Raw genomic sequence first — 25,726 nt, 5'->3', positions numbered from 1 at the left:
ATTTATTTACATCCATAAAATCAAGAAGAAAGGAATATGTCTCGCAATGGTGAAATTGAAATCATATTGACTAATATCTCTGGGACCTCATTATGGAAATAAAATAAAAAGACACAGAAAGCGATGATTGATTTTATTGCTAAAGATAATGAAAATGCATTTAATTGAGGGCAAAAACGGGAATATAGCCCTAAGGCAACCTCTGTAATAAATAATGTCACTAATATTGGGGCAGTTAAAACAACTCCACTGACGACCATTTTATTTAACCATTCCCCCAAAGGAAGGCTATTAAATGACGTAAATCCATGGGCAAAGGGTAATAACTGATAGCTCTGTGCGAATAGATTAGCAAGTTGATACATTCCATTTTGTGCTAAGAATATCATACACGTAATATGGTTTAATAATACAGCAAGCTCCGAAGCTTCGGTTCCACTCGCAGGGTCAACAATACTACTAATCGTCTCGCCACGCTGCGCATCAATTAATTCGCCAACAATATTGGCTATCATAAAAGGCAACGCTAACATCAGTGCTAATACGAGTCCAATCGAAATTTCATAAATAAATACATCAACAAAATTAATTTCATCCCATTGTATTTCATAGGATGAAAAAAAAGGCCATAAACCTAATGCAATATAAGCCACCACACAGTTTTTAATAATCCCACCATTAAGTAATTTGTTACTTAAAAAAGGTAATAAAAACATCACTGGTGCAATTCTCAACCAAGCTAACGCTATTTTTATCAATCCTTCTTGAAAGATAAAATAGAGCGAGGACATCAGCGATAGTATTTCCTGATTCATCCGAATAACCCGATAGCAGGGATAGCAGCGCTTAAGGTTTCTAATGCGAAATTCATTACCTTATCGGATAACCAACCAGAGATCATAAAAAGTGAGCCAAAAACAGCTAATAATTTAATACCAAAAGGTAATGTTTGCTCTTGAAGTTGCGTGACAGTTTGTAGTAACCCTACCAATAATCCTACTGCAGTAGCCACTATTACTGGTATTGCAGATAATATAACGATTAATAGCATCGTTTTATTACTTAAATAAACGATTTGATCCATAGTATCATTCGCTTTAATGCTGTGCTAATTCAATGTATTGCATCACTAACCCCTTAGAAATCAGTGACCAGCCATCAATTGCAACAAATAGAATTAATTTAACTGGAATCGAAATTGTTACTGGGCTCATCATCATCATACCCAGTGCCAATAAAATGCTGGAAATAACTAAATCAACTACAACAAAAGGTAAATAGATATAAAAACCAATTTCAAAAGCTGATTTTATTTCACTTAATGCATAAGCAGGTAATAAAGAAAATAATGTAGCTTCGCCTTCATCAGCAGTCACTTCTTCTTCACTTCGACCTTGTTGTATTGACTCAAAGAACGTCACTAGTTGTGGATCTGAATATTTTTTCAAATACGCTTTATATCCCCCCAGCCCATTTTCAACAAAACTATCGATTGATTCGGCATTACTAAAATCAACCTGTTCTTGTCGCATATGATTATTCACATCCTGTAAAACAGGCATCATAACGAAAATAGAAAGTAACAATGCAATACCATTTAATACCATAGTAGAAGGAACTTGTTGAACGCCCATCGCGTTGCGTACCATAATTAATACAATAGATATTTTTAAATAGCAGGTGCCTGCAGCAATAACAAATGGCAATAATGTCGAGAATGCGATAATCGCTAATAATGGGATCCCATCAGGTATCGTTGGCATATTAAACTCTTTTATCACCCAAACTGACAACATGTGTGATTTCCAAACCTAATTCATCACTATTGCCAATATAAATAAGCTCCCCTTCTGCAATAAGTTGCTTATTAGCATAGACTTTAACTTCACGTTCTTTATTTTCACCAATAGAATAAATATAACCGGGCTCCATTTTTGAAAGCTCATCGACCGTAATATCACTATGACCTAAAACAAAGGTTAATTTAATATTCATTTCTTTTATATTAAAGGGGCGTACAATTTCTTGCATTTCATCTTCTTCAGGAAATACGAATTCCTCTTCACTCTCTGGCGCCACTAATTCTTCAATCATAAGTAGTCCTTCATCTTGCTTTTGAAATCGAGCTAATACCTGTCCTGCCACAGACATATTTAACTGTAATTGTTGGATACTCAGCACATCACGTAATTCTATAGTTTGCAAAAGTTTGGCACTAATATAGCTATACCCTAATATCCAATCCGCTCGCAGTTTTAAATGGTCGAATATCTGATTAGTTCCCTGCTTTTTTTCGAGGCTTTCTATTGGTTCTGCTAATAATACTTCCCCGAGGCTAGCTTCTTTAACAATTAGCCATGGCTGGTAATTAATACGCATATCATCAACTATCTCGACAGATTCACAACGGAAATTCTGGGAGAAAAATGTAATTCCAATATATTCAGAAGCAAACAATTCACATAGCTGGCTGTTTGATAATGAACTCCATGCATAATGAACCAGTTCAGGCCAACGATAATGACACCAACTTTCAACAACAACGAATGCATTTATTTTCTGTGTTTCACTCACTAGTGATAATTGAAAATAACCAATACTGCGGTTAGCTAGCTTTATTTGTGGATTAACTAAATAATATTGCTGCCAAATTTTAAGTTGTTTTTCTTGAGAGCTGATCCGTCGAATCTTCAACATAATTAATCTTCTTCTTGCTGTTGGTCATGCTGCTGTCGGTTTCGATGCTGCTGACGTTCATCTTCACGTCGAATATGCACACTCGTTTCATGAGCCAATAAATGCTTATTCTCATTTAATGCCAATTGAACTTCTGGACTCGCTGTTGAGGCAACGAACTCTCCTTTAGAGGCCAATTCAAACGTCACTGATGGGCTACTTTGCCACTGGTTAAAGGTATAAGTGAAACTACGTTCTGCAGTTTTCTGCTGTTGGTTTTCACCTAAAAATGGGGGGATTTCCACTAGCTCTGGCATTTTGTGCATCTCTGGCTTTTGCTGTGTGGCTTGTAGTGGCACAGACACCCGCATAACCTCATTCGCAGTCGTTGCTATCATATTGCTAGGTGGGCTCATATCTTCTGCAGGTGAGATTTGTGCAGAAATTGTCGTCTCTTGCACTTTATCAGGGAGATTATTTGTCTCATTTTCAGATAATAAAATACTTTTATTATCATATAGATAAGAATTTCTCAGTGAGGTAACTGGCTGTGTAGGTGGCTCATTTTTTGTAAAAGCAAGTTCAAGCTGCCCAACAACATGATGATGGATGTTCTCTTTAATACCTTGATAGGTGCTCTCTTTAATACCTTGATGGGTGTTCTCTTTAATACCTTGATGGGTGCCCTGTTGGTCATGCAAATGATGGGTAGCTAACTGCATTCCCAGAAGAGAAGGGGGATTTCTTAGTGAGTCATCTTTTGCTGGGTTATTTTTTCGTGGATATGTATTTAACAAAATGGTATCGAGTGAATCAATTTGTCGAATATTAACTGGCTTGGATTGTTCTCCAACTATTTTCCTTTGGATAGCGGGCTCAAGCTCTACTTTGACTGAAGATCTAATATACTGTTTCCCCGTTTTAACCTCTGGTTTCAACTCTTTTGATGTCGGTTCTAAAGTACTCCTAAGCGCCAAATTTGCCAGTGGACTTTCCATATTGAGCTGATTCTTCTCACTTAATTGCGGTTTATTTTCCCCGTATGGAACTGAATTATCGTTAGCTTTTCCCCTTACTCGCTGTGGGATATTCGGTAATGGAAAGCTGGCCATCATAGAGTTGAACAACGGGATCTCATCTTCGTCAGCAATATTTTGTTCAACGTGAATATCCGGACTCTCTGACAGATTATTATCAACGACCGGTTTATTTAGTATATCAACTAGGTCAGCGGCTGGGGTGCTAATAATAAAGTTAGTATTCTCATTATTCTCAATTAATTCAGGGATGGTTTCGACTTTCCCAGTAGTCGTCAAATCAGCCAATAGATTCATATCTGGCTGATTATCCACCATCAATTTATTCGTAATATTGACCTGATGAGTCTTTGGTAAGTTATCCTGAAAATGATGAACAACAGGTATACAACTTTCCGTAAATATATAATTATTTATTAGCGGCTCAATCGCTTTGGCCTTTAATTCTTTATTTTCTCCGGCTATTTGGATACCTTCACCAATATATACATTGTCTTTCCATGTAATAAACCCCTTCGCTAAGTCGCTCAATTGCGATATTTTTTGCATAAAAGGAAGGGATACGGATAGAAAAGCAGATATATCCTTTGGCTGACTTTTATTTTTATGGCCGAATAGATGCATCATATTTTTGTCATTCACTACTTTTGCCATTTTTGGAGTTATATTTTGGTGGCTAAATTCAGTGGTGTTATATGTTGATGATATTGCTTCTCTGTCGATAGCTACACAGGGTACTTTTTCATTTGAGCTCGTTTTTATTGCTGACATGTACGAATAACTCCTCAATTTCATTTTGTTGCTGCAGCTCTGATTTTAACCTTCTGGCTATACGTTGTTGCTTGAGATAATTTCTGAATTTCTCGCATTTATTACGTAATATGAATATTCGTTTAGCAATTTCAGACTGTAGTATTTTATTTTTTGATATTTCGGCTGCTAGAGTTTCTATTTGAAATTCAAGTTGAGCTATTTCCGCTAGAACCGCTGCCTTTAATCGCTGCCTTTCCCAAAAAGCAGTTCGGCTTAATTCTTCTGATTTTTCATAAGATGCAGTTTGTGTTGATAGAACTAAAATACGCTGGCGAATATCCCTGCATTGCTGTTGCTGTTGCTTTATTATTGAATTTAATTGCGATTGTTCTTGTAATGTCCGGTCAAAACGTCTCTCCGTTAAAGCCAGCAAGTTAGAAATCATTAAGATGCCAATTCATTGAGATTGCTTAATATATTGTCGAAACTCATTGGCTCATCCATGGCTTGTTTTAAGAAAGCTTCAATTTGCTCTTTTTTATCTAAAGCTCGATCATTTTCATGGCTTTCACCACGTTGATATTCACCGAGTTCAAGGTAAAGCTGAATTTGTTCAAGCCTTGAGATCATGTCACGTAGATCAATTGCGCACCGGCGATGCTCTGGAGTCGTTACCTTTTGGAATACGCGGCTAATACTGTGTAAGATATCAATCGCTGGGTAATGCCCACGTCCCGCTAATTTGTGGCTTAAATAAATATGACCATCTAGAATGGAGCGAATCTCATCACCAATCGGGTCAGCTTCTTCTTCACTTTCTAATAACACCGTATAAAAAGCAGTAATCGAGCCATGCTTTAATTGCCCTGGACGCTCCAACAACATAGGAAGCTGTTCAAAAACAGAGGCAGGATAACCGCGTCTAGCCGGCAGTTCTCCGGTAGCTAAAGCCACATCTCGCAATGCTCTCGCATATCGGGTCATGGAATCAACGTACAGCAATACATTACGACCACAGTCACGAAAATATTCAGCAATCGTAGTCGCAAGCAACGCAGCATTACACCGCTCAATCGGTGGGCTGTCTGAAGTTGCATAAATTAATATCGTCTGTGCCGCATGAGGCGACTCTTTCAACTCCTCAATAAATTCAATAACTTCTCGGCCTCGCTCACCAATTAAAGCAACGACATGAATATCCGCATGAGCGTGGTTGATGATCATGTTCATTAATGAAGTTTTACCACTACCTGCGGCGGCAAAAATACCAATACGCTGCCCTAAGCCACATGTTAGTAGGCTATCAATTGCACGTACCCCTGTGACCATCGGCTCAGAAACCGGCCGCCTTTGTGTCACGCTCACCGGAGGGCTATCAATACGTAATAATTTTGTATTGAGCAACATTGGCTCAGCAAGGTCTTCACTCAACGCACCAACTTGTTCTCCTGCCGCATTAAAAATTTTACCCGCTAAATATTCGCCAACTTCAAATACAAATGGGTAGCCACTCGGGCGAATAACCACTTCTCGCGTTAAACCTTGTGTGCGACCTATTAAACTCAATACCGTGAGCCCTTCTTTAAAACCAACAACCTGCGCTTTCGCAATAATGTCGGGCTGCATAAGAGAACGCTCAATAAAACAAATTTCACCAATAAAAACACCGTGTAAAGGCGCTTCTATTAGGCATCCATGAATGCGCGCAGGATGCGCGCAGAAATCAAATAACTTCATAATGAATTACGATAGCTGAGCGCTAAGCTCATTTGCACGCTCAAAGAACTCTTCAAAACTATCTGCAAATAATTGCATATCATTTAACGCTGATTCTTTTAAAACTGCAGAAAGAACATAGGCATTATCCACAAGATTCAATGCCGGTTGCCCCGGATAAAAATTATTTGGCGGGTATTCTAATAATGATTTCAATAAAGTAGCACTAACTAAATCTAAATGACTGTAATTGCAATCTACTAATTGACACCAAATAATGATATCATCCGTTGATAAATCGATATTAATCGCAGAGAACTCATTCATTTCTAATTGGACATTAGAGTGGCAATCCAGCTGAGAGTTAACTAGGTCACTACGTCCCATAGAATTTAAATACTCATTTAACACTTCTATAAATCTATATTTCATTGATACTCCTCATATTTTAAATATATTTTAATCATCCAATATTTTTAGTTATATTGAATTCAGTCGCTTTATTTGTTAATAAAGCCAATTTTTGACTATATGGTTTTAACTACATTAACCTTCACCATTTCAGAAACTTCATTAAAAGAAAGCACTTCTAATTCTGGGAAGCGGCCTTCTAAGATTTTTTTGACAAAACGACGAATATCAACCGGTACTAAAACATTCACATCCCTAACTGACAAATAACTATTTTCTAAAGCAAGTTCTGCAGCCTGTATCAACTCATTGGTTTTTTCAGGTTCAAGATGTAAGTACACTCCACCGGAAGCCTGCCTAATCCCTTGACGTATCGTGTCTTCTAGCCCTGAGTTAATCATGAGGACATTCAAACGCCCATCCACAGAGAAACAGGATGAAATATAACGTGCCATTGAACTTCTGACGTGCTCAACTAACATTAAACTATCTTTTTCTTTTGGCACCCACTGCACTAAGGTTTCAATAATCAATTTCATATTACGAACTGAAATCTTTTCCATTAATAAACGTTGAAAAACTTCAGTGACTTTTTGTACTGTCGTATGTCTATAACACTCTTTTAATAATTCAGGGTATTTTCTTTCAAGATCATCGAGTAAGTTTTTCGTTTCTTGAATACCAAAAAATTCATTAATAAATCGCAGTAATAAGGTGCTGGCACAATCAATCGCTTCTGTTACATCATCACGAACCATTAAACCGAGTTGTTCAATACTAGATAAGTCATTTTTCTCAAACCACGTGCTCACTGAGCCATATTCATCCGTAAACTTTGTCAATGCCATACCTAGATATTCAGGTTCATCATTAACAGTCAGTAAGCGATACCCATGAAAATAGATATCATATTCCCCTGCTTTAATTTCATTAATGAGTATCACCATTTTATTTTCAGGAATAATCGGTGAGTAGTTGACAGCAATATCTGGGATCCTATATCCATATCGAATAAAAATATCTTTTTTCATTCTAGACAAAAATCTATTATCTTCTAAATGTTCTTTATATTTTTGGTTAACAGATATGATAATCGGTAATGTTTCTGGAATATATTCTTCTTCAATATCACTGATTTCTCTTTGTGTTTCACCTTCCGTCACATCTGAATTAATCGTTTCTGCTTCACCTTTAACTATTTTTTGCTTGTTTTTTTGTTTTTTAAAATATCGGAAAGCAAATAATCCAAGAAGAAGCCCTGATAACAGTAAAAATATAATCGTTGGAAAACCAGGTAAAAACCCCATTGAAAGTACAATTAATGCTGTGATTAAAATCGTAAAATCATTTGCAAATAATTCCGAAACAATGTTTTCACCTAAGTTCTTATCATTACCGCCTACTCGAGTGACAATAAAACCCGCACTGATGGAAATGAGTAGTGCAGGGATTTGGGCGACTAAACCATCACCAATCGTTAATAAAGAAAACGTATTTAGTGCAGTTGAAACATCCATTCCCTGTTGAGCTGTGCCAACAGATATCCCGCCAATTAAATTAACAAAAATGATGACAATACCCGCTATCGCATCCCCTTTAATAAATTTCATCGCACCATCGAAAGACCCAAATAATTGGCTCTCTTTTTCAAGGTCGCCACGCTTCTCTTTAACTGTCGCCTCATCAATCACCCCCGCACGTAAATCAGCATCGATACTCATTTGTTTACCCGGCATCGCATCAAGGGAAAAGCGTGCAGCCACTTCAGCAATACGTTCAGAACCTTTAGTGATGACAATAAACTGTACAATGGTGACTATCGCAAATACCACCATACCAACAACTAAGTTATCTTGAATAACAAATTCACCAAACGTTGCGATAATATCCCCTGCATCTGCTTCTAATAAAATTAGACGGCTGGTACTAATTGATAAAGCAAGTCGAAATAACGTACTAATTAGCAAGATAGATGGAAATGACTGAAAATTCAGTACCCGAGTAATATAAAAAGAGCTCATAAAAATAAGTACTGAGATCATAATATTTAAGCCAATCAATAAATCGACCAATATTGTGGGTAATGGAATAATCAACATCGCAATAACCATAACCATGATAACTAATACCATTAGCTCTGGTCGATTACGGATTTGTAATAAAAATCCGGTTATATTTTTCATGAAATTACTTTTCCTATCAAACTACGAATGTCGGTGTAAAAACGGCTCTTTCACCATAACTTGGTCCATGAGTTTCTTTAATTGATCAATGAGTTCCTCTCGTGCTTCCAATGAAGGAAATACAGCAACTGGAATGATAGAAAACGCCAGTAAGAGTAATTGTAAAAATTGGCCTCGAATATCGGAGCTCATTATGTTCAATATGTTATTAATAAAAGTGATGACCACTTCTTCAAAGCCAACGTGATTACGTATCCCTCGGGTAAATAATTGGCTTAACTCTTTTTCAAGCTTTGATTGATTTGATTTTCCATTGTGGCGAAAAAACCCGGATTGAAAGAATTGCTGACAAAATACATAGTCTAATGATTGCAATTCTCGGAGCCGGCCAACACGGCTAAAAAAACTACCGAACGCAGTGATATTTAGATCGCCTAATGGCAACGCCTGTAAATCACAAGCAAGCGCCCGACCAAGATAACGCATCATATTTTCACGCTCTTGGATTTCCATTTCCTCAACCCATTGCTCATATAAATAAACAATCGGCCCGTCATAACTAATAAATTCACGATATAATGTACGTAAATTCCCAGCACTGAAATGTAATTTTTTTGCAAATGCCTTTGCAATGAGTGCAACATTAATGCCTGCTTGAGCGCTCCGTTCAGTGTCTTCTGCTTGCAGTAATTCCGCTAAAGCTTCAAGGTTATCAATTTGTTCTTTTTTTAATTTTTTTCGATTAAGTAATGCTGCAAGAAGCATTAATAAGTCACTAGGATCAGTAAAAAATTGCAATAAAAATTCTCGTAACTGTTTCGGGGTCATTAACTGCTTATTAAGTAACCCTTCTATATGTAACACTTTGTCATCCGCATCTTTATCTAAAATGCGTTCAGAAAATTGCAACCAGTCTTCTTCGCTGCCCTTTTTAGAACTTCCTCGGCGCACATGACTTGCCGCTAGCATCGACATCGATGCATATTCACTAGAGCTATCAATGACACCTGCGCCACGAGCAACTTCATCGGAGTCGTCACTACTGCTACTCACTGGTGCACGACTTTTGTTTTGAGTATTAACCGAAAAGCGGGTATTAAAGCTCAGTGGTGTTATTGCCATGACTCACTCATGTATTGTTGAAGAAATTGAACCGTACCGTGTAACTGACTGTCATGGTTGGTAATCCGCGTTTTTTCGGAAAATTGTCGCCCATCCCAACCTTCATTTTCATCCAATAAACGCGGTTGGATTAAAAATAAACGCACCATCTTTTGCTGATTCGTAGATGAATGGCTAAATAACCCTCCCACATAAGGAAGATCGCCTAAAAAAGGAATTTTGCTTTCATTTTCAACATATTGTTCACGCGTATAACCACCAATAAGTAAACTACTGTCTTTTGCAATACGCGCAACGGTGTTAATACTGGTTCGATTAACGGCTGGTAGCCCTTCTACGCTGGATGTTTTACCCATGCTATCGCGGTTTTCTGCACCATCTTCAATATTGACTTCCATTTCAACGTTATTACCTGCGGAAATACGCGGCATCACACTCACCATGGTGCCATATGTGACTTGCTCAAGAGTCGCAATACGTTCACCTTGTAATTTGGCGTAAAAACTAGTGTTGTTATCAAATAAAGCAGGAATGTTTTCTTGGGTTAATAGCACTGGCCGAGAAACTATGTGCCCATTACCCGTCTTATTCAATGCATCAATCTGTAATAGAAATTGCTGGCTGTTCGATAATGTACTGCGATTAAAAGATACTGATCCCGTTCCCGTATTAAATGTGCCAACTTCCCAATTGACACCTAAATTATCTAATTCAGAACGAGTAATATCGATAATCCATAATGACAGCTCCACTTGGCGACGACGCATATCCAATGTATTCACAAGTTGACGAACATAACGAATTTGCTCTTGGCTGCCTTTAACAATCAAACTATTACTGTCAGGATGCGCCACTAGAGAAAAAGCACTGTTAGAAGGCTTTCTTGTTATCAACTGGGGCTTAATCGTAGAAGATGATGAGTCCCCAATTGGCGCATCCATTAATTCATCGATTGAATCTCCTGTTGAGTTAATCGCTACAGATGGAGGTTGAATAATTAATGTTTCATCGATTGTGGTGCCATTTTTAAATAGGTTATTAATGACATTCAGCAAACCAGGGATTGTGATATTTTGTCCACGTAATGAATAACTTCTATCTGTTACTGAGGCGTGTTTTAACGGAATAATCGCAACTTCACCACTGGATAATTCCTCTTTCCTAATTTGCTCTGCAAGGTATAAAGAAGCCGCTTTAATTAATTCAATATATAGAGGCGGGCCAGAGACAAATAATAGTCTTTCCCCCTCTTGTGAACGTACCGGGAAACGTGAATCATAGATGCCATTTCGTTGAATATAATTAAGTAGCTGATTGCTACTGACATTATTCGTGGGAATAATTTCGCTACGCATTTCACTATTATCATAAACATAAATACTTGCACCATCGTCGTACCACACTAGCGCAATTCGTCGAGATAATGCTTTAAACATTTCATCTGCATGGGCCAAATTAAAATTACCGGTTACTTTTTTTTGAGCAGCTAATTTACTGAGAATAATTGGTTTATTTAGACGCTCTGCGACCGCATCAAACACCTTACCCACCGCAATATTATTTGCGACGAATGTATCGTGGTTTTTTGACTGCGTAACGGGCTCTGCAACAATAATTTCTGCTTGTGCCGAATAAAAACTCATACTCAGTAAAAAGAGTGTTAACCCAAACACTTGATTTTTTTTACTGCTCATATAGTGTTGCTCCAATATGCCTAATTTCTGATGGCGTTAGGCCTAACTCTTTTTTAATATCATTAGTAAAATGAGATGCTGAACAATAACCCGCTTCCAGACCTACATCTAATATTGAATCATCACTTTCAATTAGCTGTAGAATGGCATTAGCCATACGCACACTCATAATTTTTCGTTTTGCCGTTTTATTAAAGTTTTCTCGATAAAGCTGCCTAAAATAAGAAGCTGATATACCATAACGTGCACATAGCTGATTAATATTGGCATTCTTATCATCTTGAGCGGAAGTAAGAATGAATCGCATCATACCGTAGGCTTCATATCGCCTTAATACTTCGCACCAACTATCAAATATAGGATGATTTCTAATAATTAAATCAATCACTATATTTTTAATCGAAATAGTTAATGGGAATTTTTCAACCAATACAATAAATTCGCTTTGACTATTTTCATCGATATTTTTTTTCTCTTTTTTAGCGAGAAATGCTTGCCCTGTCGCGGTGTCAATAACTGCTAAAATTTCAACTAATTCTGATAAATCCATTGAATATAAATTCCAGTTTGATTTATCTATCGACTCCCATTCATTTTCTTGGCAAATAAATATAGCCTGACTTTCTATCGAAATATTTAAATTTGAATATAGAGATTTATAAGAAAAAGGCGTTAAATTCTTATTAGGTATAGCCAAGACCAATTTATCCTGCAAAGAAAAGCAACAGCCCCTACTTTCTAATAATGTAGCAATATCTTTGTTTGACATTTTATAGGCCTTATTAACGTAATTTAGTGTATACAGAATGAGCGATAGATGAAAAATCCTCAAGGGAATACTCTGGAATCCTTCACACTTTCCATTCCAAATTAAAAGTAAAAATGAATAAGAACAATTCAACTGACAAAAAAAATATTTCTTGTTTTACTTTCAGCCAATAACGAGCCCCAATAATACATAACTAAAATGAAATTAATTCCATGAGATTATTTTTATGAGTAACACAAATAGCCAAACATGCATAATAAAAATTGCTAGTGGCCCAATGACTGGCCAAGAATTAATGGTTAATACAGATAATAATCTTATTATCATTGGTAACGGCTTAGATTACAAAACTGACATCAATGATGATGGGTTTACAACTTACCAGATCCCTAGTAATGGTATTGCATGTGAGTTTTCAATTGTTACGGCAAGTCAATCAACTGAAAGTGGTTTGGCAATTCGACTAAATGATAGTGGACTAAGTACTGAAATTCCTATCGTTCTTCAGCAATTGCTTTTGGCTGATATATTTCCTATCGCAATAAAAATGCAAGATACTGATTGGCAAAGCGCCCAAACGTTTGAAGACGCATTGAGCTCGGAAATGGAAAACCCGTTACCTGCCTTTAAAGCTAAAATAAAAAAGTCAACCAAGGAAAAACCAAGTATTTTTAATAAACAAACTATGCTGGTCTTTTTCTTTACTTTATTTTCAATATTTATTACTTACGTTACTTTCCAGTATATTCCAGAACAAAGTGCTGAGAAAAAAGTAAAAACACTAGAGCGCATACTTCAAGGCAACCACGACCCTATTACTGTAACTCAAAGTGCAAATGACGAAAGCCTCATTTTAGTTAAAACCCAAAGAGATGCCGACTGGAGTATGCAACGCCTAGTCAAAGCTAAATATAATGAAAAGTTTTCAATTAAAATAATAAATAAACTCGAAAATGAAATTGAAAATAAGATTATTGACGTATTTCCAGATACATTAAAGATAGAGCTTAGTAATCCATGTAACCCAAAAATAACAGCGATAGATGACAATACATCCATTAATGTAAACAATAAAATAGACAAAATATTATCTAGCTATTTCAGTTGTTATATTAAGAGTGATATAAAACAGGTTAACCTTGGTGAATTATTACAAAAAGCAGAGTTAGGATTAACAGAAAGTAATGTTCAATGGCGTAAAATCACTAAAGATAATAAAGTCATATTTATAATAAAAGACAGCTTAAATGACGACCAGACGGCTTCACTAATTAATTTCACAAATTCATTTTACAAACAATGGGGGGAAAATCACATTCAATTTTCTATTTCCCTTGCAAATAACAAGCTCGAAGGAAAATCATTTGTCACCAATGCAAATGGTTATATTCTATTAGGTAATAACCATTGGTTTTTTAATTCAATCAGTTTTTAACTTAAAAAATTTAATTAATATGATTTTAAAAATAAAGAGGAAATAAAATGTCAGATGTAATTCTAGGTTTAGATACTAGTGGCCGTTGGGGCAGCTCTAAATTAGAAACCGAGGGAACAGGTCAAAATAATCTGGGTATGATCTATCGTACCTCGGCAAGTATTAGTGCTAAAGCTACAAAATTTGGCGATGAATTAAACACCTTACTTGCTAGCACCAATTTAGAAGTCGATAACCCACTAGTGTTGGCAAAAATCACCGCTATGAGTGGTAACTATAATATGGCACGCCAATTGCAGAGTAATTTTATGAAATCCATTAAAGATACTGACCAAGCCATTATTCGTAACGTTTAATTTTAAAGAGCATTATTAATTATAATGCTCTATTTTATTTAGGATAATTATTTATGTTAGCTATTACACCACATTTACTACTCACTGCCCCAACAGAGACCACATCAGTTCTCTCACCATCTCTTCCGATTGAAGACAAGGTCAAAAAGCTATTTGCTGAATACACAGCAACCGTCAGTCAAGAACGGAAAGCCTTAACTGAGAATGTCAATAATATTGACCCAAGTAACCCAGCCCAACTACTGCAATTTCAAAATCGTGTCGGCAATTATAGCCTGACAATGAGTATGATTAGCACATTGACACATAAAAGCGTCTCTGCAATTGATGCCGTCTTAAAAGCACAGTAAACCATGAATATTTTAAAGAAGTTTATCTTGATTGGATTTATTAGCTTCTTAGCGGGCTGTGATAACCAATTATTACTCAGTCAGTTAAGCCAAAGGCAAAGTAATGAAGTGTTGGCCATACTGCAAGAGCATGGTGTTGAGGCTACGCGTAAACAAGATAATAAAAACGGGGATTCCATTCGTGTTCAACCTAGTGATTTTGTTATCGCGGTAGATTTATTGCGCCAATATAACTTACCATCAAAAGAGCCAATAGAAATTATTCAAGCATTCCCTGGAGATTCTTTGGTGGCATCACCACAAGCAGAACGTACCCGTTTACTTTCTTTAATCGAACAACGGCTTGAACAATCACTGCTCACCATCCCCGACATTATTAATGCTCGAGTGCATGTCAGCTACCCATTAAATGGCAATAATCCGACCAAGCAAATACAAAATGTGTCTAGCTTAGTTACTTATTCCGGAAGTGAAGATCCTCAGATGATGATGCATAAAATTAAACTGTTTCTAACGAACAGTTTTGCTGAAGCAAATTACGATAATGTCTCAGTCGTCGTCGTCAACCGGCCACCATTACAATACCAAATTAAATCTGAACCAGAAAATACATTCAATCCAATTATAATCAGCTCAATTATCGCAGCAATTATCATTCTATTTGCTATTTTACTATTACTGTGGCGCCAGCTAAGTAACAAAAAATCAGCAACTCATCTGATGGAGAAACCTGTTGATGGCAACGCTGACTAACCTACTAATTGAACAAGGAAATATTTTACTCGCGCCAGGTTGCTATTTCCATAGTGAATTTAATGGGGTCGGATATAACGACTTTCCACCTTTACTGCAACGTAAACACAATCAGCAATTGATTCATCAATACTCATTGCCTTTACCCAATGAGAAAACTCCCTTATTGCCAAAAGTATTATCTGAACATTGGGCTTTACTACCGGAGGTAGCGTTAGGCTTAGGGGTTCTACTACACGCCGAACCACTCCCTTGGTGGGTTGAACTTTCCAAATACCGTGTATTACATACACGCTTAAGCCGCTCACTTTGGCAGTCGGAAAATCAACCCACGACGTCACCACAGGTACTAACTGCCCTTGGAGCACAACAGTTATTAATGTGTTTAGCTCCCTTTGGCACCACTTACACCCTTCGGGCAAAATATATGTTCAGTCTTGAAACTCAGCAACTTATACCGTCATCCGTAAAAACGATGCTACCTTGGAATACTATTGAAGAAACATGTCGATATGTCAGAGAAAACACCCCCAAATGTTAAACAGACGATGTCTGAAAAAGTTTTGATCAAATACCAAGCATTGAGTGCCGATAGATACCACACAATTATCACTCAACAAGCTCAAAAAAAGGCGAGTGAGCTATACAAACAAGCAAAACAACAGCAAGAAGCTATCTACCAAACCGCTTATCAACAAGGCTATAACGATGGAATTAAACAATTATTAACTGATTTTATTCATACGGTAGAAACCAGTGAAATTCAATACCAAGAAAATATCAGTCAAAGCAAAGAACAGCTGATGAAAATATTGAATGATATTTTTGGTGATAACCATCTACAAGAGACGGTTGCAACCTATTTTGAGAGGCAATGTGCAAAAACAACCAATACAACATTACACTTACCTGAAAAAATGCAAACTCGTATTACGATAGGTGGTTCTGATATGAAGTTTTCAACCACGGCTGATAATACAATTGCCTTAGAAGTCGATAATAGAATCACCTACTTTTCCCCTGTCATTGCCTCTAAAAATATTTTTCCTCATGTATTTTCTGTTCCGACACAATGCCAAATTTTAAAAATGCATAAAAATGCCTATCAAAACTTGATAACAACAATAAATTCAATACCGGAAGAACACAAATATGCAGACTAATCTACAAACTAAGGTTATCAATCCTCAATATAACGGTTCTCAAATTCATGCAGAAAATATTCAAAGTAAAATGACCTCAATATGGCAGGAGAAAAATATGGAGACCACAAATAAGTATCAATACAGCGAAAAAATAGATTTATCCCCTATAGAAAAAAATAAAGTTAACAACTTTATTGATGAGCTTAAATCAAAGGGAGATGACAAAATATTCTTCTCTCATGTATTTAAAACTATGATTGCATTGGGTAAAGATGAAAAACAAAACTTTATCGCCGGTGTTAGCCAAGCATTACAATCATCGAATGACCCAGAGCTAGTATCACTAAATAAAAAATTTAATCGTTCACTCAACCATTATATGTCTATCAGTTTGATGAGCGCCCCTCTTAGCAACCAACTTCGTCATAATATGACTAATATTAATTTAGAGGGTAGCGACGATGAGGATGATGAACTAGTAATTTAGCATTAATTTCCTCTATTACCCTCATCTTGAATTTATTATCTATCGACTAATATTTATAGGTTTAGTGTATTTTTTTAATACCCTAAGCCTATTTATTTATAAAAATATAAAAAACATAAAAAATTTAAATAAAAATTGATATATACAACCTCTGAATATCGTTTAAATTCACTTTATCAAAACACATTAGCTCAATATCAAAAAGCGATTTTATTTTTTATAACATCTTATCTAGTCTCGTTTTTTGTATTGAAATATATTCATAAATGATCAGGACAGATATAAATTATGACCGATTTACCTACAGTACAAAACCTTATGGATAACATTGACTATAATGAAAAAGAATCAATGATCCTCTTATCTGGGAATGTCGTCTATGACCCACTCAAACGCACACTTTCCCGTGAAAAAAATGTCGTTAATCTTTCCGAAAATGAATCATGTCTGCTTAAATTATTATTAATAAAAACAAATAGTAAAAGAGAAGTTATGTATGAAATTTGGGAAAAAAGAGGCACTATCGTAACTGAAAGTAGTTATTACAAGCTAGTCAGGCAATTACGACAATCCTTTAAAAAAGTCGATCTCGATGAAAATTTAATTATGACCTTACCTCGAATTGGTATTTTATATACAGGAGAGAAATCAGAAATGCCAACACTCTCAAAATATGACACAAAAAAAAGCCTTTACACCTATATACGATATTTTCTTCAGAGAATGTTTATTCGTTCATCACTATAACCAGATTTCATCAAAGAGAAAATTTAATGCTAAATATTAACCCAAATTTTTCAAAGAAATACTTTTTTTTATTATTTATACTTTTTATAACCTTCATGCTATCTGCTTGTAATAGTACTTTAATGAGTTATTTTACTCATACTCCCGCTTATAATATTAATGGTAATATTTATTCGCACTCTTATGATATTCCCGAAAATTCCACAATTACACTCTCATTGACCTCAATACAACAAAATGAAAACAACGCAAAGTCTAATCTGGATTACAGTTTAAAAACAAAAAGTGCAGGACGTAGTATCGCATTTACAGTCGCTCTTCCTGAAGAATTTCAATCCAAACGGTATACCTTAGGAATGAGTGCAAGAATTGAAAAAGATGGCGAATTAATCATGATGAGTAATAAACTAAGCCCAATACCTGAGAATATGTCTGAAGTAGTATTACTTCCTATGACCGCTATTTCGCAATAACAACGTTCATTTCGCCAAAATAAATTTAAAGAATTCTCCTCCTCTTAATGAAGAATTACATAACCCGCTCTCAAACCAGTCCTAAATACATAACATTGCTAGGTTGGTTATTGAGCCTCACTCATTTGGTTTTTCTAATAAACTCGGAAAATCTGCCGCCGAGCTTTCAATAGCTCGTTTCGCTAAGCTTTCTAGTGCACTAAATAGCTGATCAGCCTCTTGTTCTGGCAAATCCGCCGCTAAATAATCATTCCATTTATCTAGTTTAAAATTTAACTCATTCACAATCGTTTTGCCGAGCGCTGTCAACGAAACATGATAAACCCGTTTATCGACTAAGCTATTCGTTTTAGCAACCCACCCCTTAGCTAAAAATTTGCTCACACCTCGAGTCGTCACTGATTTATCCACAACCATCGCTTTCGTAATCTGCTCTAGGGTTGATGCATCATATTGATGAATATGTAAAATCATCAAACACTCAATTGCATTGATACCATAAGGCTCTCCCATCCATTTCATATAATGGTGAGCTGCTCGACTAATCACTCCAAATACTCGAGCCTGTTCTGTACGCATAATCCCTCTTTAGTTGATTTTATCAACCAATTAGTTAATAATCACGCTGATTTTAGTTGATATTATCAACTAAATACTTTTTTAACACCCCAAATTTACTCATATTCTATGTCAAAAATAATAACTTTACTGAATTCATTGGGATTCAACCCAGCACGCTTTCGTTTTGCCGCCATTACCGCTTGTGCATCAATTGCTGCGCTCTTTATTGCTCAATATTTAGAGTTAGTTCACCCCCAATGGGCAGCCATGACCGTCTGGGCTTCAGCGCAACCTTGGCGCGAAAATTTACTGGAAAAAAGTTGGTGGCGTTTTGCTGGAACAGTTTGTGGTGTGCTTGCCGGTGTCGTCTTAATTCAGCTTCACCTTATTCACCCGTTACTTTTCATTATTGGGCTAGCGAGTTGGTTAGGCATTTGCAGTGGTATCGGCCAATTACAAAAGGGCTTTGTCGCTTATGGCACATTTTTAGCAGGTTACTCCGCCGTGATGGTGAGTATGTTGAGCGTTCATATTACTGATAACTTATTTATAGTCGCTTGGGATCGGCTATGGACCATTTTGGTTGGCGTGCTTTCAGCGGTAGTATTCAATTTCCTTTTTACCCCTAAGCGTGAACAAGATAATATCATTACCCTTAAAAATCAAATTGATACACTATTCTTCCAAATACTACATGACTCACTTGAGAAAAAGCACCCAATTAAGCAACACGATATCGACTATCTTTGGCAAACCATGGCTAGCTATGACGAAATTTTAGAGACTCATCGTATTGGCTGGCGTTATCACCGCAAACAAGTTGCTAAAGCGCGTCAAAAACTCATGTTTCAAAGCCAAATATTATTACACTTAGATAAATATCAATCTATTGCACCTTTTTATTTTCCTGCACTAGAGCCAACTGAGACTCAATGGAAACATATTTTATCATTATGCCCCGCTGGAGTACTGAAAACACTATTGATCCCACTTTACTATGCTATTTTTGGTAAATCAGCGAAACACTTTGAAAAAGTGGATAAACTGAAGCTTCATCAAGATAAAATTTCAGCGTGGCACGCCTTTGCTCGTTCTTTTATGACTATCGCTGCAGTTGGTTTGTTATGGTTGTGGACACAGTGGCAAGTACTGGCTTATCTTACTCTCGGTCTTTCAGTGATGTTGGCTCTATTCGCATCCCTCGATTACCCCGCTAGGTTTATGAAAAATATTTTTACTGGGCAATTGTTTGGCGCTATTACAGCGTTAATCTGCACATGGTACTTATGGCCTTTTGCCTCTTCATCATGGCAGATGACCTTTTTCATTATTCCAGTGATTATTAGTGGCGTTATCATTTTTTCCCATAACCGCCTAATTTTAATTGCTTTTGATTACATTATGGTTTCTTTAATTTTGCTCCAACCGAGCTATCCTTTTTCTCTTTCACTCCCTCAAAGTATCGGTAATGCCATTGCGATAGTTTCAGGCCCATTAGTTGCAATGGCTGCTTTCGCATGGATTTATCCAACCAACCCGACCAAGCGTTACCAGCAATTAATCTATCTCTCTGAGCAGCAATTTAAACAAGGAGTAACGGCTCTAATTCAGGGCAATAAGCCTTCCACATCCCAATTCATGCACCGTTTATTTAGTGGATTATTGCTAGCAAAAAAAGCAAATCTTCCTCACCCGCCTATATTTGATTTTTTTATAACTCGACAAAGTATTTGGTTGTATCTACTTATTTTGCATAAGCAATTTGCGCACCACGCATCAAAGAAAAGAGCCCTTATTGCGCTTGAAAAACGCATTCAACAAAATCGCTTTGACTTAAAGAAAATTTCCACACTATTTCAGCATTTACAGCGTAACGAAAATGATAATAAAGAACTTGAACAGCTTAAGAAATATGTAAAACACTATATGGAAAAAGAATATTGCTAATAATAAAATAAGTTCTTATAAGTACCCCGGCTAAAACAGGCATTAATACTTTATTTCAGACCTAGTCGTTTAGCTAATCGATGTAAATTAGCGATATCGACAGACAATTCTCTGGCACATGCAGACCAATTATAATGGCTTTGTTCTAATACTTGTGAAATGACTTTACGCTGAAAATCATCCGTTACCTCACGTAAATTTTTAGTTAGTGGTAAGACTTTCTGTGATGTTTCTGTAAACTCATACTTATTATTATCAAAGGTAAAATATTGAGGCTGTAAGATAATTTCATCAGTATCACTTGAAGCTCGAGCAAGAACAACGGCACGATGAATCGCATGTTCCAATTCACGTACATTACCTGGCCATGAATAATTGAGTAAATACCGTTGTAATGAAGGACTCAGTACCACACTGGATAAGCCAAAACGCTGGCGATATTGTTCACAGAAGAACCCCGCTAATAAAATAATATCTTCGCCACGTTCCTTTAATGGGGGAACAAATAGCGGAAATACACTTAAACGATGAAATAAATCGGCCCTAAACCGACCTTCTAACACTTCTTCGCGTAGATCACGGTTAGTTGCCGCCAATATACGAACATTAACGCGTAAACTACGGTCATCACCAACACGTTGAATATCGCCATATTGCAATACTCGCAGTAATTTAGCCTGTAACGCTAATGAAAGCTCCCCTATTTCATCTAAAAATAAGGTACCATTATCCGCCATTTCGAATTTACCACTACGGTGGCTAATTGCCCCAGTAAAGGCACCTTTAACATGACCGAATAATTCACTTTCCGCCACACTCTCAGGCAGTGCAGCACAGTTTAAATAAATAAGAGGGTGATCTGCTCGAAGGGATTTTTCATGGATAGATTTAACGACTAGCTCTTTTCCTGTTCCCGTTTCTCCGCCGACCAGAACATTTAATTCAGACGCGGCAACAATATCAATTTCCTTTTTTAATTGTTGCATACGAAGAGATAAACCAATAATCTCGGTTTCTCCAGAAGGTTTAAATAGTATGGGTTTATTCGGTAATATATTTTGCTTTTCAAGCTGTTCAATAAGTAATGCATTATTTAGTGCTCCCGCAGCTAACGCGGCAATTAACCTCAGTGACTCATTGCTAAATGCATCGAATTGATCAGGTTCCATACCATCTAATGTTAATGCACCAATAAGATTTTGCCCCGCATACAAGGGTAAGCCGACACAAGCATGAACTTTTAGGTGTTGATGATGAGGAATTAACCCATCATATGGGTCAGGGAGCTGGCTATCAGCAGGAAAACGAACTACATCACCGGCTCTTGCAATTGCTTCTAGCCGAGGGTGCCCTGACAAAAAGAATCGACGACCTAAAACATCAGCCATTAACCCATCGATTGCTAAAGGAATAAATTGGCCTGATTCATAACGTAATAACGCACATGCATCACACCTTAATGATTGCCTTAACGTGGTAATCAAACGCTGAAATCGATCTGAATGCTCCATACCACTTTGTAATTCGATTGCAATCTTTGCCAGTGCCTCGACAGAAAAACCCATGATTCATTCCCCATTGTCAATTTGACAACAATTATAGTCATAATGACAACACTTAACATAGTCATTTTGACTATAAACTAAAACAAATTATTTTAATTTAGTTAAAAATCAAAATGTTAAATATTGGCATGAATATTGATTATGTCTTCTTATACTCTAAAAGCTACAGGACAAAATTAATATGGCGATTCATGTAAAAAATAACATCCATTGGGTAGGTCAGCGTGATTGGGAAGTACGTGATTTTCATGGAACCGAATACAAAACATTAAAGGGAAGTAGTTATAATAGCTATTTAATCCGCGAAGAAAAAAATGTTCTTATTGATACTGTCGATCATAAATTTAGCCGTGAGTTTGTTCAAAATTTGCGCTCGCAAATTGATTTAAATGATATTGACTACATCGTCATTAACCATGCAGAAGAAGATCACGCAGGTGCATTAACCGAATTAATGAGCTTTATTCCTAATACCCCGATCTATTGCACAGCCAATGCCATTGATTCAATAAATGGTCATCACCATCATCCTGAATGGAATTTCAAAATCGTTAAAACAGGTGACACGCTCAATATAGGTAACAATAAACAATTGATTTTCATTGAGACTCCAATGCTACATTGGCCTGACAGCATGATGACTTATTTTACTGAAGATGCCGTACTTTTTAGTAATGATGCTTTCGGGCAGCACTATTGTGATGAGCGATTATTTAATGACGAAGTCGACCAAAATGAATTATTCGAACAGTGCCAGCGTTACTACGCCAATATTCTTACCCCATTTAGCCGCTTAGTGACGCCAAAAATAAATGAAATTTTAGGCTTTAATCTACCTGTCGATATGATAGCGACATCTCACGGAGTAGTATGGCGTGATAATCCAAATCAAATCATTGAATTGTATTTGAAATGGGCAGCAGATTATCAAGAAGATCGTATCACTATTTTCTACGATACCATGTCAAATAATACTCGTTTAATGGCGGATGCAATCGCTCAAGGCATCAATGAAGCCGACCCTAATGTCGCGGTTAAAATATTTAACGTTGCACGCAGTGATAAAAACGACATTATTACTCATGTTTTTCGCTCCAAAGCGGCACTGGTCGGTACCTCAACCATGAATAATGTCATGATGCCTAAAATAGCAGGTATGCTTGAAGAAATTACAGGCTTACGTTTTTTAAATAAAAAAGCCGCTGCTTTCGGTAGTTTTGGTTGGAATGGCGGCGCCGTTGACCGTGTTCAAACACGTTTGATGGATGCCGGTTTTGATACCGCATTATCTTTAAAAGCAAAATGGAAACCAGACACAAAAACATTAGATGACTGCCGTGAATATGGGCGTAATATTGCTCGCCAATGGGCATTACCTGCATAAATTAAATAACAAAGTAGCATCAGAATTTTATGATTTTTTAAAGGATACCTCATATGCAATTTAGAGATAAAACACTCGGACAGCTCGCATTATCCATTCCTAGAGCTTCTTCTTTATTTCGCCAATATAATATGGATTACTGTTGTGGTGGCAAACAGACGCTGAGTCGCAGCGCAGAAAAATTAAAGTTAGATATTGAGCTATTAGAAAGCCAATTAGCTAAATTAGCCACAGAAACGTTAGAACAGGATTGGCGCAAAGCCCCACTCAGTGAGATTATCGATTTTATCATTGTTCGCTATCATGATAGGCACAGAGAACAATTACCTGAACTAATACTACAGGCACAAAAAGTTGAACGCGTTCATATAAATAAGCCAAGCGTGCCAAAAGGTTTATCAAAATACTTAGAAGCATTACTGGAAGAACTAGCTAGCCATATGATGAAAGAAGAACGCGTTTTATTCCCTATGATAAAAAACGGAATGGGCAGAAACGCAGCAGGTCCAATTAGTGTCATGGAACAAGAACATGATGATGCTGGTGATATCTTAGAAGCAATTAAAGGTATTACCAATAATGTCACACCGCCACCAGAAGCCTGTACTACCTGGCGTGTGTTGTATAATGGTATCAATGAACTGATTGATGATTTAATGAATCACATTAACCTAGAAAATAACTTATTATTCCCAAGAGCACTCGCTGGCGAATAAATAAGTAAGGGGCTATCGATATAATAGACGGCCCCTTGTTTTAAACATTTTTAGTAGATACTAAAAATACCTATTTGTACTGTTGCTTAATTTCTTGCGAAACGACTAATCCACGTTTTGCTTCTTTTTCTGCAATTTCAACAGATAACCCGATATAAGATCTCGGGTCAAGCATTGCTTTAATTTCTTCATTACTGAATGCTGCTGATATCACACTATTTTTGGTCAAATTAGTATAAAAATCTTCCCCATCCGCCGCAGTTTTAATTGCTTCTTCATACAGAAGGGAGTGAGCTTTATCTTTGCCTAATTTTTCCGCCATCTTCATCATGACATACTCAGTATTATCCAGCCCTTTGTTTCTCAAAACATTATGAAGCATTCTCTCTTCATGTGGCACAATCGTCCTAGAAAGCTCTTCAGTTCTTAGTAAAATTTCCGTGGTTAATTCCAAAGCTTCTTCAATTAACCCATCAAATAACATATAAGAGCTACTATCACCTTCATAAGGCCTTACCGCAGAATACATACCAACACTCGGTAAAGAATATAATTTCTGTGAGTTAGCAATAATTCCCTTAGCAAGTTTTGGGTTTATTTTATGCGGCATAGTACTACTGCCCACTGTTCCTTTAGTAAAGCCTTCTGAAACCTCTGCAATTTCTTCTAACGTTGTGCTATAAACTTCTTCACCGATTTTATGACAAATATTGGCCATTAACGCTAAATTTGCCATATATTCAAGCTTATGCGTACTTAAGTTTCTGGATGGTACTTCCATGGCTTCCATACCCACCAGCTCAGCGACACGTTTTTGTACCGCTATACCAACATCAGGCATTGAGTTAAATGCACCAACAGCACCACCCATCATGATAGTGAAAACCCGTTTTTCACACTCTTTCATACGTTGGTAGCAATCAATAAAATCGCTGATCCACACCGAAACTTTATAGCCATAGGTGATAGGGATCGCATGACGCCCATGAGTTCTTCCCGGCATCACCATATGTTTGGTTCTTTCGGCCAAATCGGCTAAGTTTTCGATGATTTCACCGAGTAACAACATAAATTTATAATGTACGGTTTTCATCATATAGAGCTGTGAACTTTGCTGAATATTTTGCGTGGTAATTCCATAATGGATATATTTACCACTTTCCTCAGAGCAAGCATTCACTAAAACTTTCAAGAAAGGTACAAAGCCATGGCCTATTTTTTGGTAAATACGGCTCATTTCTTCAAAATCGATATTTTCGATAACAGCCTTTTCTTTAATTTCATCTGCCGCTGATTGTGGAATAAATCCCAGTTCCGCTTGAGCTTGGGCCAGCATGGATTCAAACATTAACCAAGTAGAATATTTTGCTTCATCAGACAATAAGTCTTTAATTCCACGGTCATCAATAGTTTTACTTTTAGAATCGTATAATGCTCTCATTTCGT

General features: G+C 36.7%; 26 protein-coding genes and 1 pseudogene. 12 read left to right on the top strand and 15 right to left on the bottom strand.

Going from position 1 to position 25,726, the window contains the following annotated elements; genetic code table 11:
- Nucleotides 1-20: 20 nt before the first annotated feature.
- The 12 genes from sctT to SJ312_RS11945 form a co-directional block, all read right to left on the bottom strand.
- Nucleotides 21-815, bottom strand: a complete 795-nt coding sequence (sctT, locus tag SJ312_RS12000) for a type III secretion system export apparatus subunit SctT (protein WP_153673286.1) — start codon at nucleotides 813-815, stop codon at nucleotides 21-23.
- Nucleotides 812-1,084: a type III secretion system export apparatus subunit SctS gene (gene sctS, locus SJ312_RS11995; protein WP_004262998.1), complete on the bottom strand. Its 273-nt coding sequence runs from the start codon at nucleotides 1,082-1,084 to the stop codon at nucleotides 812-814. Before sctS ends, sctT begins: the two co-directional genes overlap by 4 nt.
- A gap of 13 nt (nucleotides 1,085-1,097) precedes the next feature.
- Nucleotides 1,098-1,754 (bottom strand): EscR/YscR/HrcR family type III secretion system export apparatus protein, encoded by a 657-nt coding sequence (locus tag SJ312_RS11990; RefSeq protein WP_172412213.1) that lies wholly within the window; start codon nucleotides 1,752-1,754, stop codon nucleotides 1,098-1,100.
- A 10-nt stretch (nucleotides 1,755-1,764) separates the two neighbouring features.
- Nucleotides 1,765-2,697: a FliM/FliN family flagellar motor switch protein gene (locus SJ312_RS11985; RefSeq protein ID WP_110592719.1), complete on the bottom strand. Its 933-nt coding sequence runs from the start codon at nucleotides 2,695-2,697 to the stop codon at nucleotides 1,765-1,767.
- A gap of 2 nt (nucleotides 2,698-2,699) precedes the next feature.
- On the bottom strand, nucleotides 2,700-4,484 hold the full coding sequence (locus SJ312_RS11980; RefSeq protein ID WP_319867805.1) for a hypothetical protein: 1,785 nt from the start codon (nucleotides 4,482-4,484) through the stop codon (nucleotides 2,700-2,702).
- Nucleotides 4,456-4,911, bottom strand: coding sequence for a hypothetical protein (locus tag SJ312_RS11975; protein WP_047756416.1), 456 nt, complete (start codon nucleotides 4,909-4,911; stop codon nucleotides 4,456-4,458). The genes SJ312_RS11980 and SJ312_RS11975 overlap by 29 nt, the downstream gene beginning before the upstream one ends.
- Nucleotides 4,911-6,203 carry a type III secretion system ATPase SctN gene (gene sctN / locus SJ312_RS11970; RefSeq protein WP_110592721.1) on the bottom strand — a complete coding sequence of 431 codons (1,293 nt, stop codon included), beginning with the start codon at nucleotides 6,201-6,203 and terminating at the stop codon, nucleotides 4,911-4,913. The genes SJ312_RS11975 and sctN overlap by 1 nt, the downstream gene beginning before the upstream one ends.
- Before the next feature lie 6 nt (nucleotides 6,204-6,209).
- The gene (locus SJ312_RS11965) at nucleotides 6,210-6,614 is read right to left on the bottom strand and encodes a type III secretion system protein (protein ID WP_110592722.1); all 405 of its coding nucleotides are present in this window, start codon (nucleotides 6,612-6,614) and stop codon (nucleotides 6,210-6,212) included.
- Nucleotides 6,615-6,709: 95 nt separating this feature from the next.
- Nucleotides 6,710-8,776 (bottom strand): EscV/YscV/HrcV family type III secretion system export apparatus protein, encoded by a 2,067-nt coding sequence (locus SJ312_RS11960; RefSeq protein WP_153673289.1) that lies wholly within the window; start codon nucleotides 8,774-8,776, stop codon nucleotides 6,710-6,712.
- A gap of 21 nt (nucleotides 8,777-8,797) precedes the next feature.
- On the bottom strand, nucleotides 8,798-9,898 hold the full coding sequence (sctW, locus tag SJ312_RS11955) for a type III secretion system gatekeeper subunit SctW (protein WP_110592724.1): 1,101 nt from the start codon (nucleotides 9,896-9,898) through the stop codon (nucleotides 8,798-8,800).
- A complete protein-coding gene (gene sctC, locus SJ312_RS11950; RefSeq protein ID WP_319867803.1) occupies nucleotides 9,889-11,592 on the bottom strand; it encodes a type III secretion system outer membrane ring subunit SctC in 1,704 nt (567 codons plus the stop codon). The genes sctW and sctC overlap by 10 nt, the downstream gene beginning before the upstream one ends.
- Nucleotides 11,582-12,361, bottom strand: a complete 780-nt coding sequence (locus SJ312_RS11945) for a helix-turn-helix domain-containing protein (protein ID WP_004263035.1) — start codon at nucleotides 12,359-12,361, stop codon at nucleotides 11,582-11,584. Before SJ312_RS11945 ends, sctC begins: the two co-directional genes overlap by 11 nt.
- A gap of 226 nt (nucleotides 12,362-12,587) precedes the next feature.
- Between SJ312_RS11945 and SJ312_RS11940 the strand changes: the two genes are divergently transcribed.
- The 9 genes from SJ312_RS11940 to SJ312_RS11900 all read left to right on the top strand — a co-directional run bounded on the left by SJ312_RS11940 (nucleotide 12,588) and on the right by SJ312_RS11900 (nucleotide 18,107).
- Nucleotides 12,588-13,796 (top strand): PrgH/EprH family type III secretion apparatus protein, encoded by a 1,209-nt coding sequence (locus tag SJ312_RS11940; protein WP_319867800.1) that lies wholly within the window; start codon nucleotides 12,588-12,590, stop codon nucleotides 13,794-13,796.
- Nucleotides 13,797-13,843: 47 nt separating this feature from the next.
- Nucleotides 13,844-14,152 (top strand): EscF/YscF/HrpA family type III secretion system needle major subunit, encoded by a 309-nt coding sequence (locus SJ312_RS11935; protein WP_110592727.1) that lies wholly within the window; start codon nucleotides 13,844-13,846, stop codon nucleotides 14,150-14,152.
- 53 nt (nucleotides 14,153-14,205) lie between these two features.
- Nucleotides 14,206-14,502, top strand: a complete 297-nt coding sequence (gene sctI, locus SJ312_RS11930; protein WP_165879127.1) for a type III secretion system inner rod subunit SctI — start codon at nucleotides 14,206-14,208, stop codon at nucleotides 14,500-14,502.
- A gap of 3 nt (nucleotides 14,503-14,505) precedes the next feature.
- A complete protein-coding gene (sctJ, locus tag SJ312_RS11925) occupies nucleotides 14,506-15,255 on the top strand; it encodes a type III secretion system inner membrane ring lipoprotein SctJ (protein ID WP_187710664.1) in 750 nt (249 codons plus the stop codon).
- Nucleotides 15,239-15,796: a hypothetical protein gene (locus SJ312_RS11920; protein ID WP_110592728.1), complete on the top strand. Its 558-nt coding sequence runs from the start codon at nucleotides 15,239-15,241 to the stop codon at nucleotides 15,794-15,796. The genes sctJ and SJ312_RS11920 overlap by 17 nt, the downstream gene beginning before the upstream one ends.
- The gene (locus tag SJ312_RS11915) at nucleotides 15,768-16,418 is read left to right on the top strand and encodes a hypothetical protein (protein WP_187710665.1); all 651 of its coding nucleotides are present in this window, start codon (nucleotides 15,768-15,770) and stop codon (nucleotides 16,416-16,418) included. Before SJ312_RS11920 ends, SJ312_RS11915 begins: the two co-directional genes overlap by 29 nt.
- Entirely contained in the window at nucleotides 16,408-16,887 is a 480-nt protein-coding gene (locus SJ312_RS11910; RefSeq protein WP_110592730.1) for a hypothetical protein, read from the top strand. The genes SJ312_RS11915 and SJ312_RS11910 overlap by 11 nt, the downstream gene beginning before the upstream one ends.
- Before the next feature lie 318 nt (nucleotides 16,888-17,205).
- Complete coding sequence (locus SJ312_RS11905) at nucleotides 17,206-17,634, top strand: winged helix-turn-helix domain-containing protein (RefSeq protein ID WP_036958633.1); 429 nt, start codon at nucleotides 17,206-17,208, stop codon at nucleotides 17,632-17,634.
- Nucleotides 17,635-17,660: 26 nt separating this feature from the next.
- Complete coding sequence (locus tag SJ312_RS11900) at nucleotides 17,661-18,107, top strand: YbaY family lipoprotein (protein ID WP_004263072.1); 447 nt, start codon at nucleotides 17,661-17,663, stop codon at nucleotides 18,105-18,107.
- A 117-nt stretch (nucleotides 18,108-18,224) separates the two neighbouring features.
- Here SJ312_RS11900 and SJ312_RS11895 read toward each other — a convergent pair whose 3' ends face one another.
- Nucleotides 18,225-18,686, bottom strand: a complete 462-nt coding sequence (locus SJ312_RS11895) for a MarR family winged helix-turn-helix transcriptional regulator (protein ID WP_004263073.1) — start codon at nucleotides 18,684-18,686, stop codon at nucleotides 18,225-18,227.
- 108 nt (nucleotides 18,687-18,794) lie between these two features.
- Between SJ312_RS11895 and SJ312_RS11890 the strand changes: the two genes are divergently transcribed.
- Nucleotides 18,795-20,615: an FUSC family protein gene (locus SJ312_RS11890; RefSeq protein ID WP_004263075.1), complete on the top strand. Its 1,821-nt coding sequence runs from the start codon at nucleotides 18,795-18,797 to the stop codon at nucleotides 20,613-20,615.
- A 50-nt stretch (nucleotides 20,616-20,665) separates the two neighbouring features.
- On the opposite strand, the gene norR is transcribed toward SJ312_RS11890, so the two are convergent.
- On the bottom strand, nucleotides 20,666-22,180 hold the full coding sequence (norR, locus tag SJ312_RS11885; RefSeq protein WP_096863493.1) for a nitric oxide reductase transcriptional regulator NorR: 1,515 nt from the start codon (nucleotides 22,178-22,180) through the stop codon (nucleotides 20,666-20,668).
- A 181-nt stretch (nucleotides 22,181-22,361) separates the two neighbouring features.
- Here norR and norV point away from each other — a divergent pair.
- Both norV and ytfE read left to right on the top strand, forming a co-directional pair.
- Nucleotides 22,362-23,555, top strand: a pseudogene (norV, locus tag SJ312_RS11880) (anaerobic nitric oxide reductase flavorubredoxin); the annotation flags it as partial.
- 62 nt (nucleotides 23,556-23,617) lie between these two features.
- On the top strand, nucleotides 23,618-24,280 hold the full coding sequence (ytfE, locus tag SJ312_RS11875; RefSeq protein ID WP_110592732.1) for an iron-sulfur cluster repair protein YtfE: 663 nt from the start codon (nucleotides 23,618-23,620) through the stop codon (nucleotides 24,278-24,280).
- A gap of 70 nt (nucleotides 24,281-24,350) precedes the next feature.
- Here the strand turns inward: ytfE and SJ312_RS11870 are convergent, their stop codons facing one another.
- Nucleotides 24,351-25,721: an adenylosuccinate lyase family protein gene (locus tag SJ312_RS11870; protein WP_110592733.1), complete on the bottom strand. Its 1,371-nt coding sequence runs from the start codon at nucleotides 25,719-25,721 to the stop codon at nucleotides 24,351-24,353.
- Between the last annotated feature and the right edge of the window lie 5 nt (nucleotides 25,722-25,726).

The sequence above is a fragment of the Providencia sp. CIM-Carb-044 genome (assembly GCF_033901115.1).
Lineage (GTDB): Bacteria > Pseudomonadota > Gammaproteobacteria > Enterobacterales > Enterobacteriaceae > Providencia > Providencia hangzhouensis.
This window is presented reverse-complemented; position numbering and strand designations above follow the sequence as displayed.

Excerpts from the sequence above, each read along its gene's own strand:
- sctT (WP_153673286.1), bottom strand. The coding sequence starts at position 815 with ATGAATCAGGAAATACTATCGCTGATGTCCTCGCTCTATTTTATCTTT.
- sctS (WP_004262998.1), bottom strand. The coding sequence starts at position 1,084 with ATGGATCAAATCGTTTATTTAAGTAATAAAACGATGCTATTAATCGTT.
- SJ312_RS11985 (WP_110592719.1), bottom strand. The coding sequence starts at position 2,697 with ATGTTGAAGATTCGACGGATCAGCTCTCAAGAAAAACAACTTAAAATT.
- SJ312_RS11980 (WP_319867805.1), bottom strand. The coding sequence starts at position 4,484 with ATGTCAGCAATAAAAACGAGCTCAAATGAAAAAGTACCCTGTGTAGCT.
- SJ312_RS11975 (WP_047756416.1), bottom strand. The coding sequence starts at position 4,911 with ATGATTTCTAACTTGCTGGCTTTAACGGAGAGACGTTTTGACCGGACA.
- sctN (WP_110592721.1), bottom strand. The coding sequence starts at position 6,203 with ATGAAGTTATTTGATTTCTGCGCGCATCCTGCGCGCATTCATGGATGC.
- SJ312_RS11965 (WP_110592722.1), bottom strand. The coding sequence starts at position 6,614 with ATGAAATATAGATTTATAGAAGTGTTAAATGAGTATTTAAATTCTATG.
- SJ312_RS11960 (WP_153673289.1), bottom strand. The coding sequence starts at position 8,776 with ATGAAAAATATAACCGGATTTTTATTACAAATCCGTAATCGACCAGAG.
- sctW (WP_110592724.1), bottom strand. The coding sequence starts at position 9,898 with ATGGCAATAACACCACTGAGCTTTAATACCCGCTTTTCGGTTAATACT.
- sctC (WP_319867803.1), bottom strand. The coding sequence starts at position 11,592 with ATGAGCAGTAAAAAAAATCAAGTGTTTGGGTTAACACTCTTTTTACTG.
- SJ312_RS11945 (WP_004263035.1), bottom strand. The coding sequence starts at position 12,361 with ATGTCAAACAAAGATATTGCTACATTATTAGAAAGTAGGGGCTGTTGC.
- SJ312_RS11940 (WP_319867800.1), top strand. The coding sequence starts at position 12,588 with ATGAGTAACACAAATAGCCAAACATGCATAATAAAAATTGCTAGTGGC.
- SJ312_RS11935 (WP_110592727.1), top strand. The coding sequence starts at position 13,844 with ATGTCAGATGTAATTCTAGGTTTAGATACTAGTGGCCGTTGGGGCAGC.
- sctI (WP_165879127.1), top strand. The coding sequence starts at position 14,206 with ATGTTAGCTATTACACCACATTTACTACTCACTGCCCCAACAGAGACC.
- sctJ (WP_187710664.1), top strand. The coding sequence starts at position 14,506 with ATGAATATTTTAAAGAAGTTTATCTTGATTGGATTTATTAGCTTCTTA.
- SJ312_RS11920 (WP_110592728.1), top strand. The coding sequence starts at position 15,239 with ATGGCAACGCTGACTAACCTACTAATTGAACAAGGAAATATTTTACTC.
- SJ312_RS11915 (WP_187710665.1), top strand. The coding sequence starts at position 15,768 with ATGTCAGAGAAAACACCCCCAAATGTTAAACAGACGATGTCTGAAAAA.
- SJ312_RS11910 (WP_110592730.1), top strand. The coding sequence starts at position 16,408 with ATGCAGACTAATCTACAAACTAAGGTTATCAATCCTCAATATAACGGT.
- SJ312_RS11905 (WP_036958633.1), top strand. The coding sequence starts at position 17,206 with ATGGATAACATTGACTATAATGAAAAAGAATCAATGATCCTCTTATCT.
- SJ312_RS11900 (WP_004263072.1), top strand. The coding sequence starts at position 17,661 with ATGCTAAATATTAACCCAAATTTTTCAAAGAAATACTTTTTTTTATTA.
- SJ312_RS11895 (WP_004263073.1), bottom strand. The coding sequence starts at position 18,686 with ATGCGTACAGAACAGGCTCGAGTATTTGGAGTGATTAGTCGAGCAGCT.
- SJ312_RS11890 (WP_004263075.1), top strand. The coding sequence starts at position 18,795 with ATGTCAAAAATAATAACTTTACTGAATTCATTGGGATTCAACCCAGCA.
- norR (WP_096863493.1), bottom strand. The coding sequence starts at position 22,180 with ATGGGTTTTTCTGTCGAGGCACTGGCAAAGATTGCAATCGAATTACAA.
- ytfE (WP_110592732.1), top strand. The coding sequence starts at position 23,618 with ATGCAATTTAGAGATAAAACACTCGGACAGCTCGCATTATCCATTCCT.
- SJ312_RS11870 (WP_110592733.1), bottom strand. The coding sequence starts at position 25,721 with ATGAGAGCATTATACGATTCTAAAAGTAAAACTATTGATGACCGTGGA.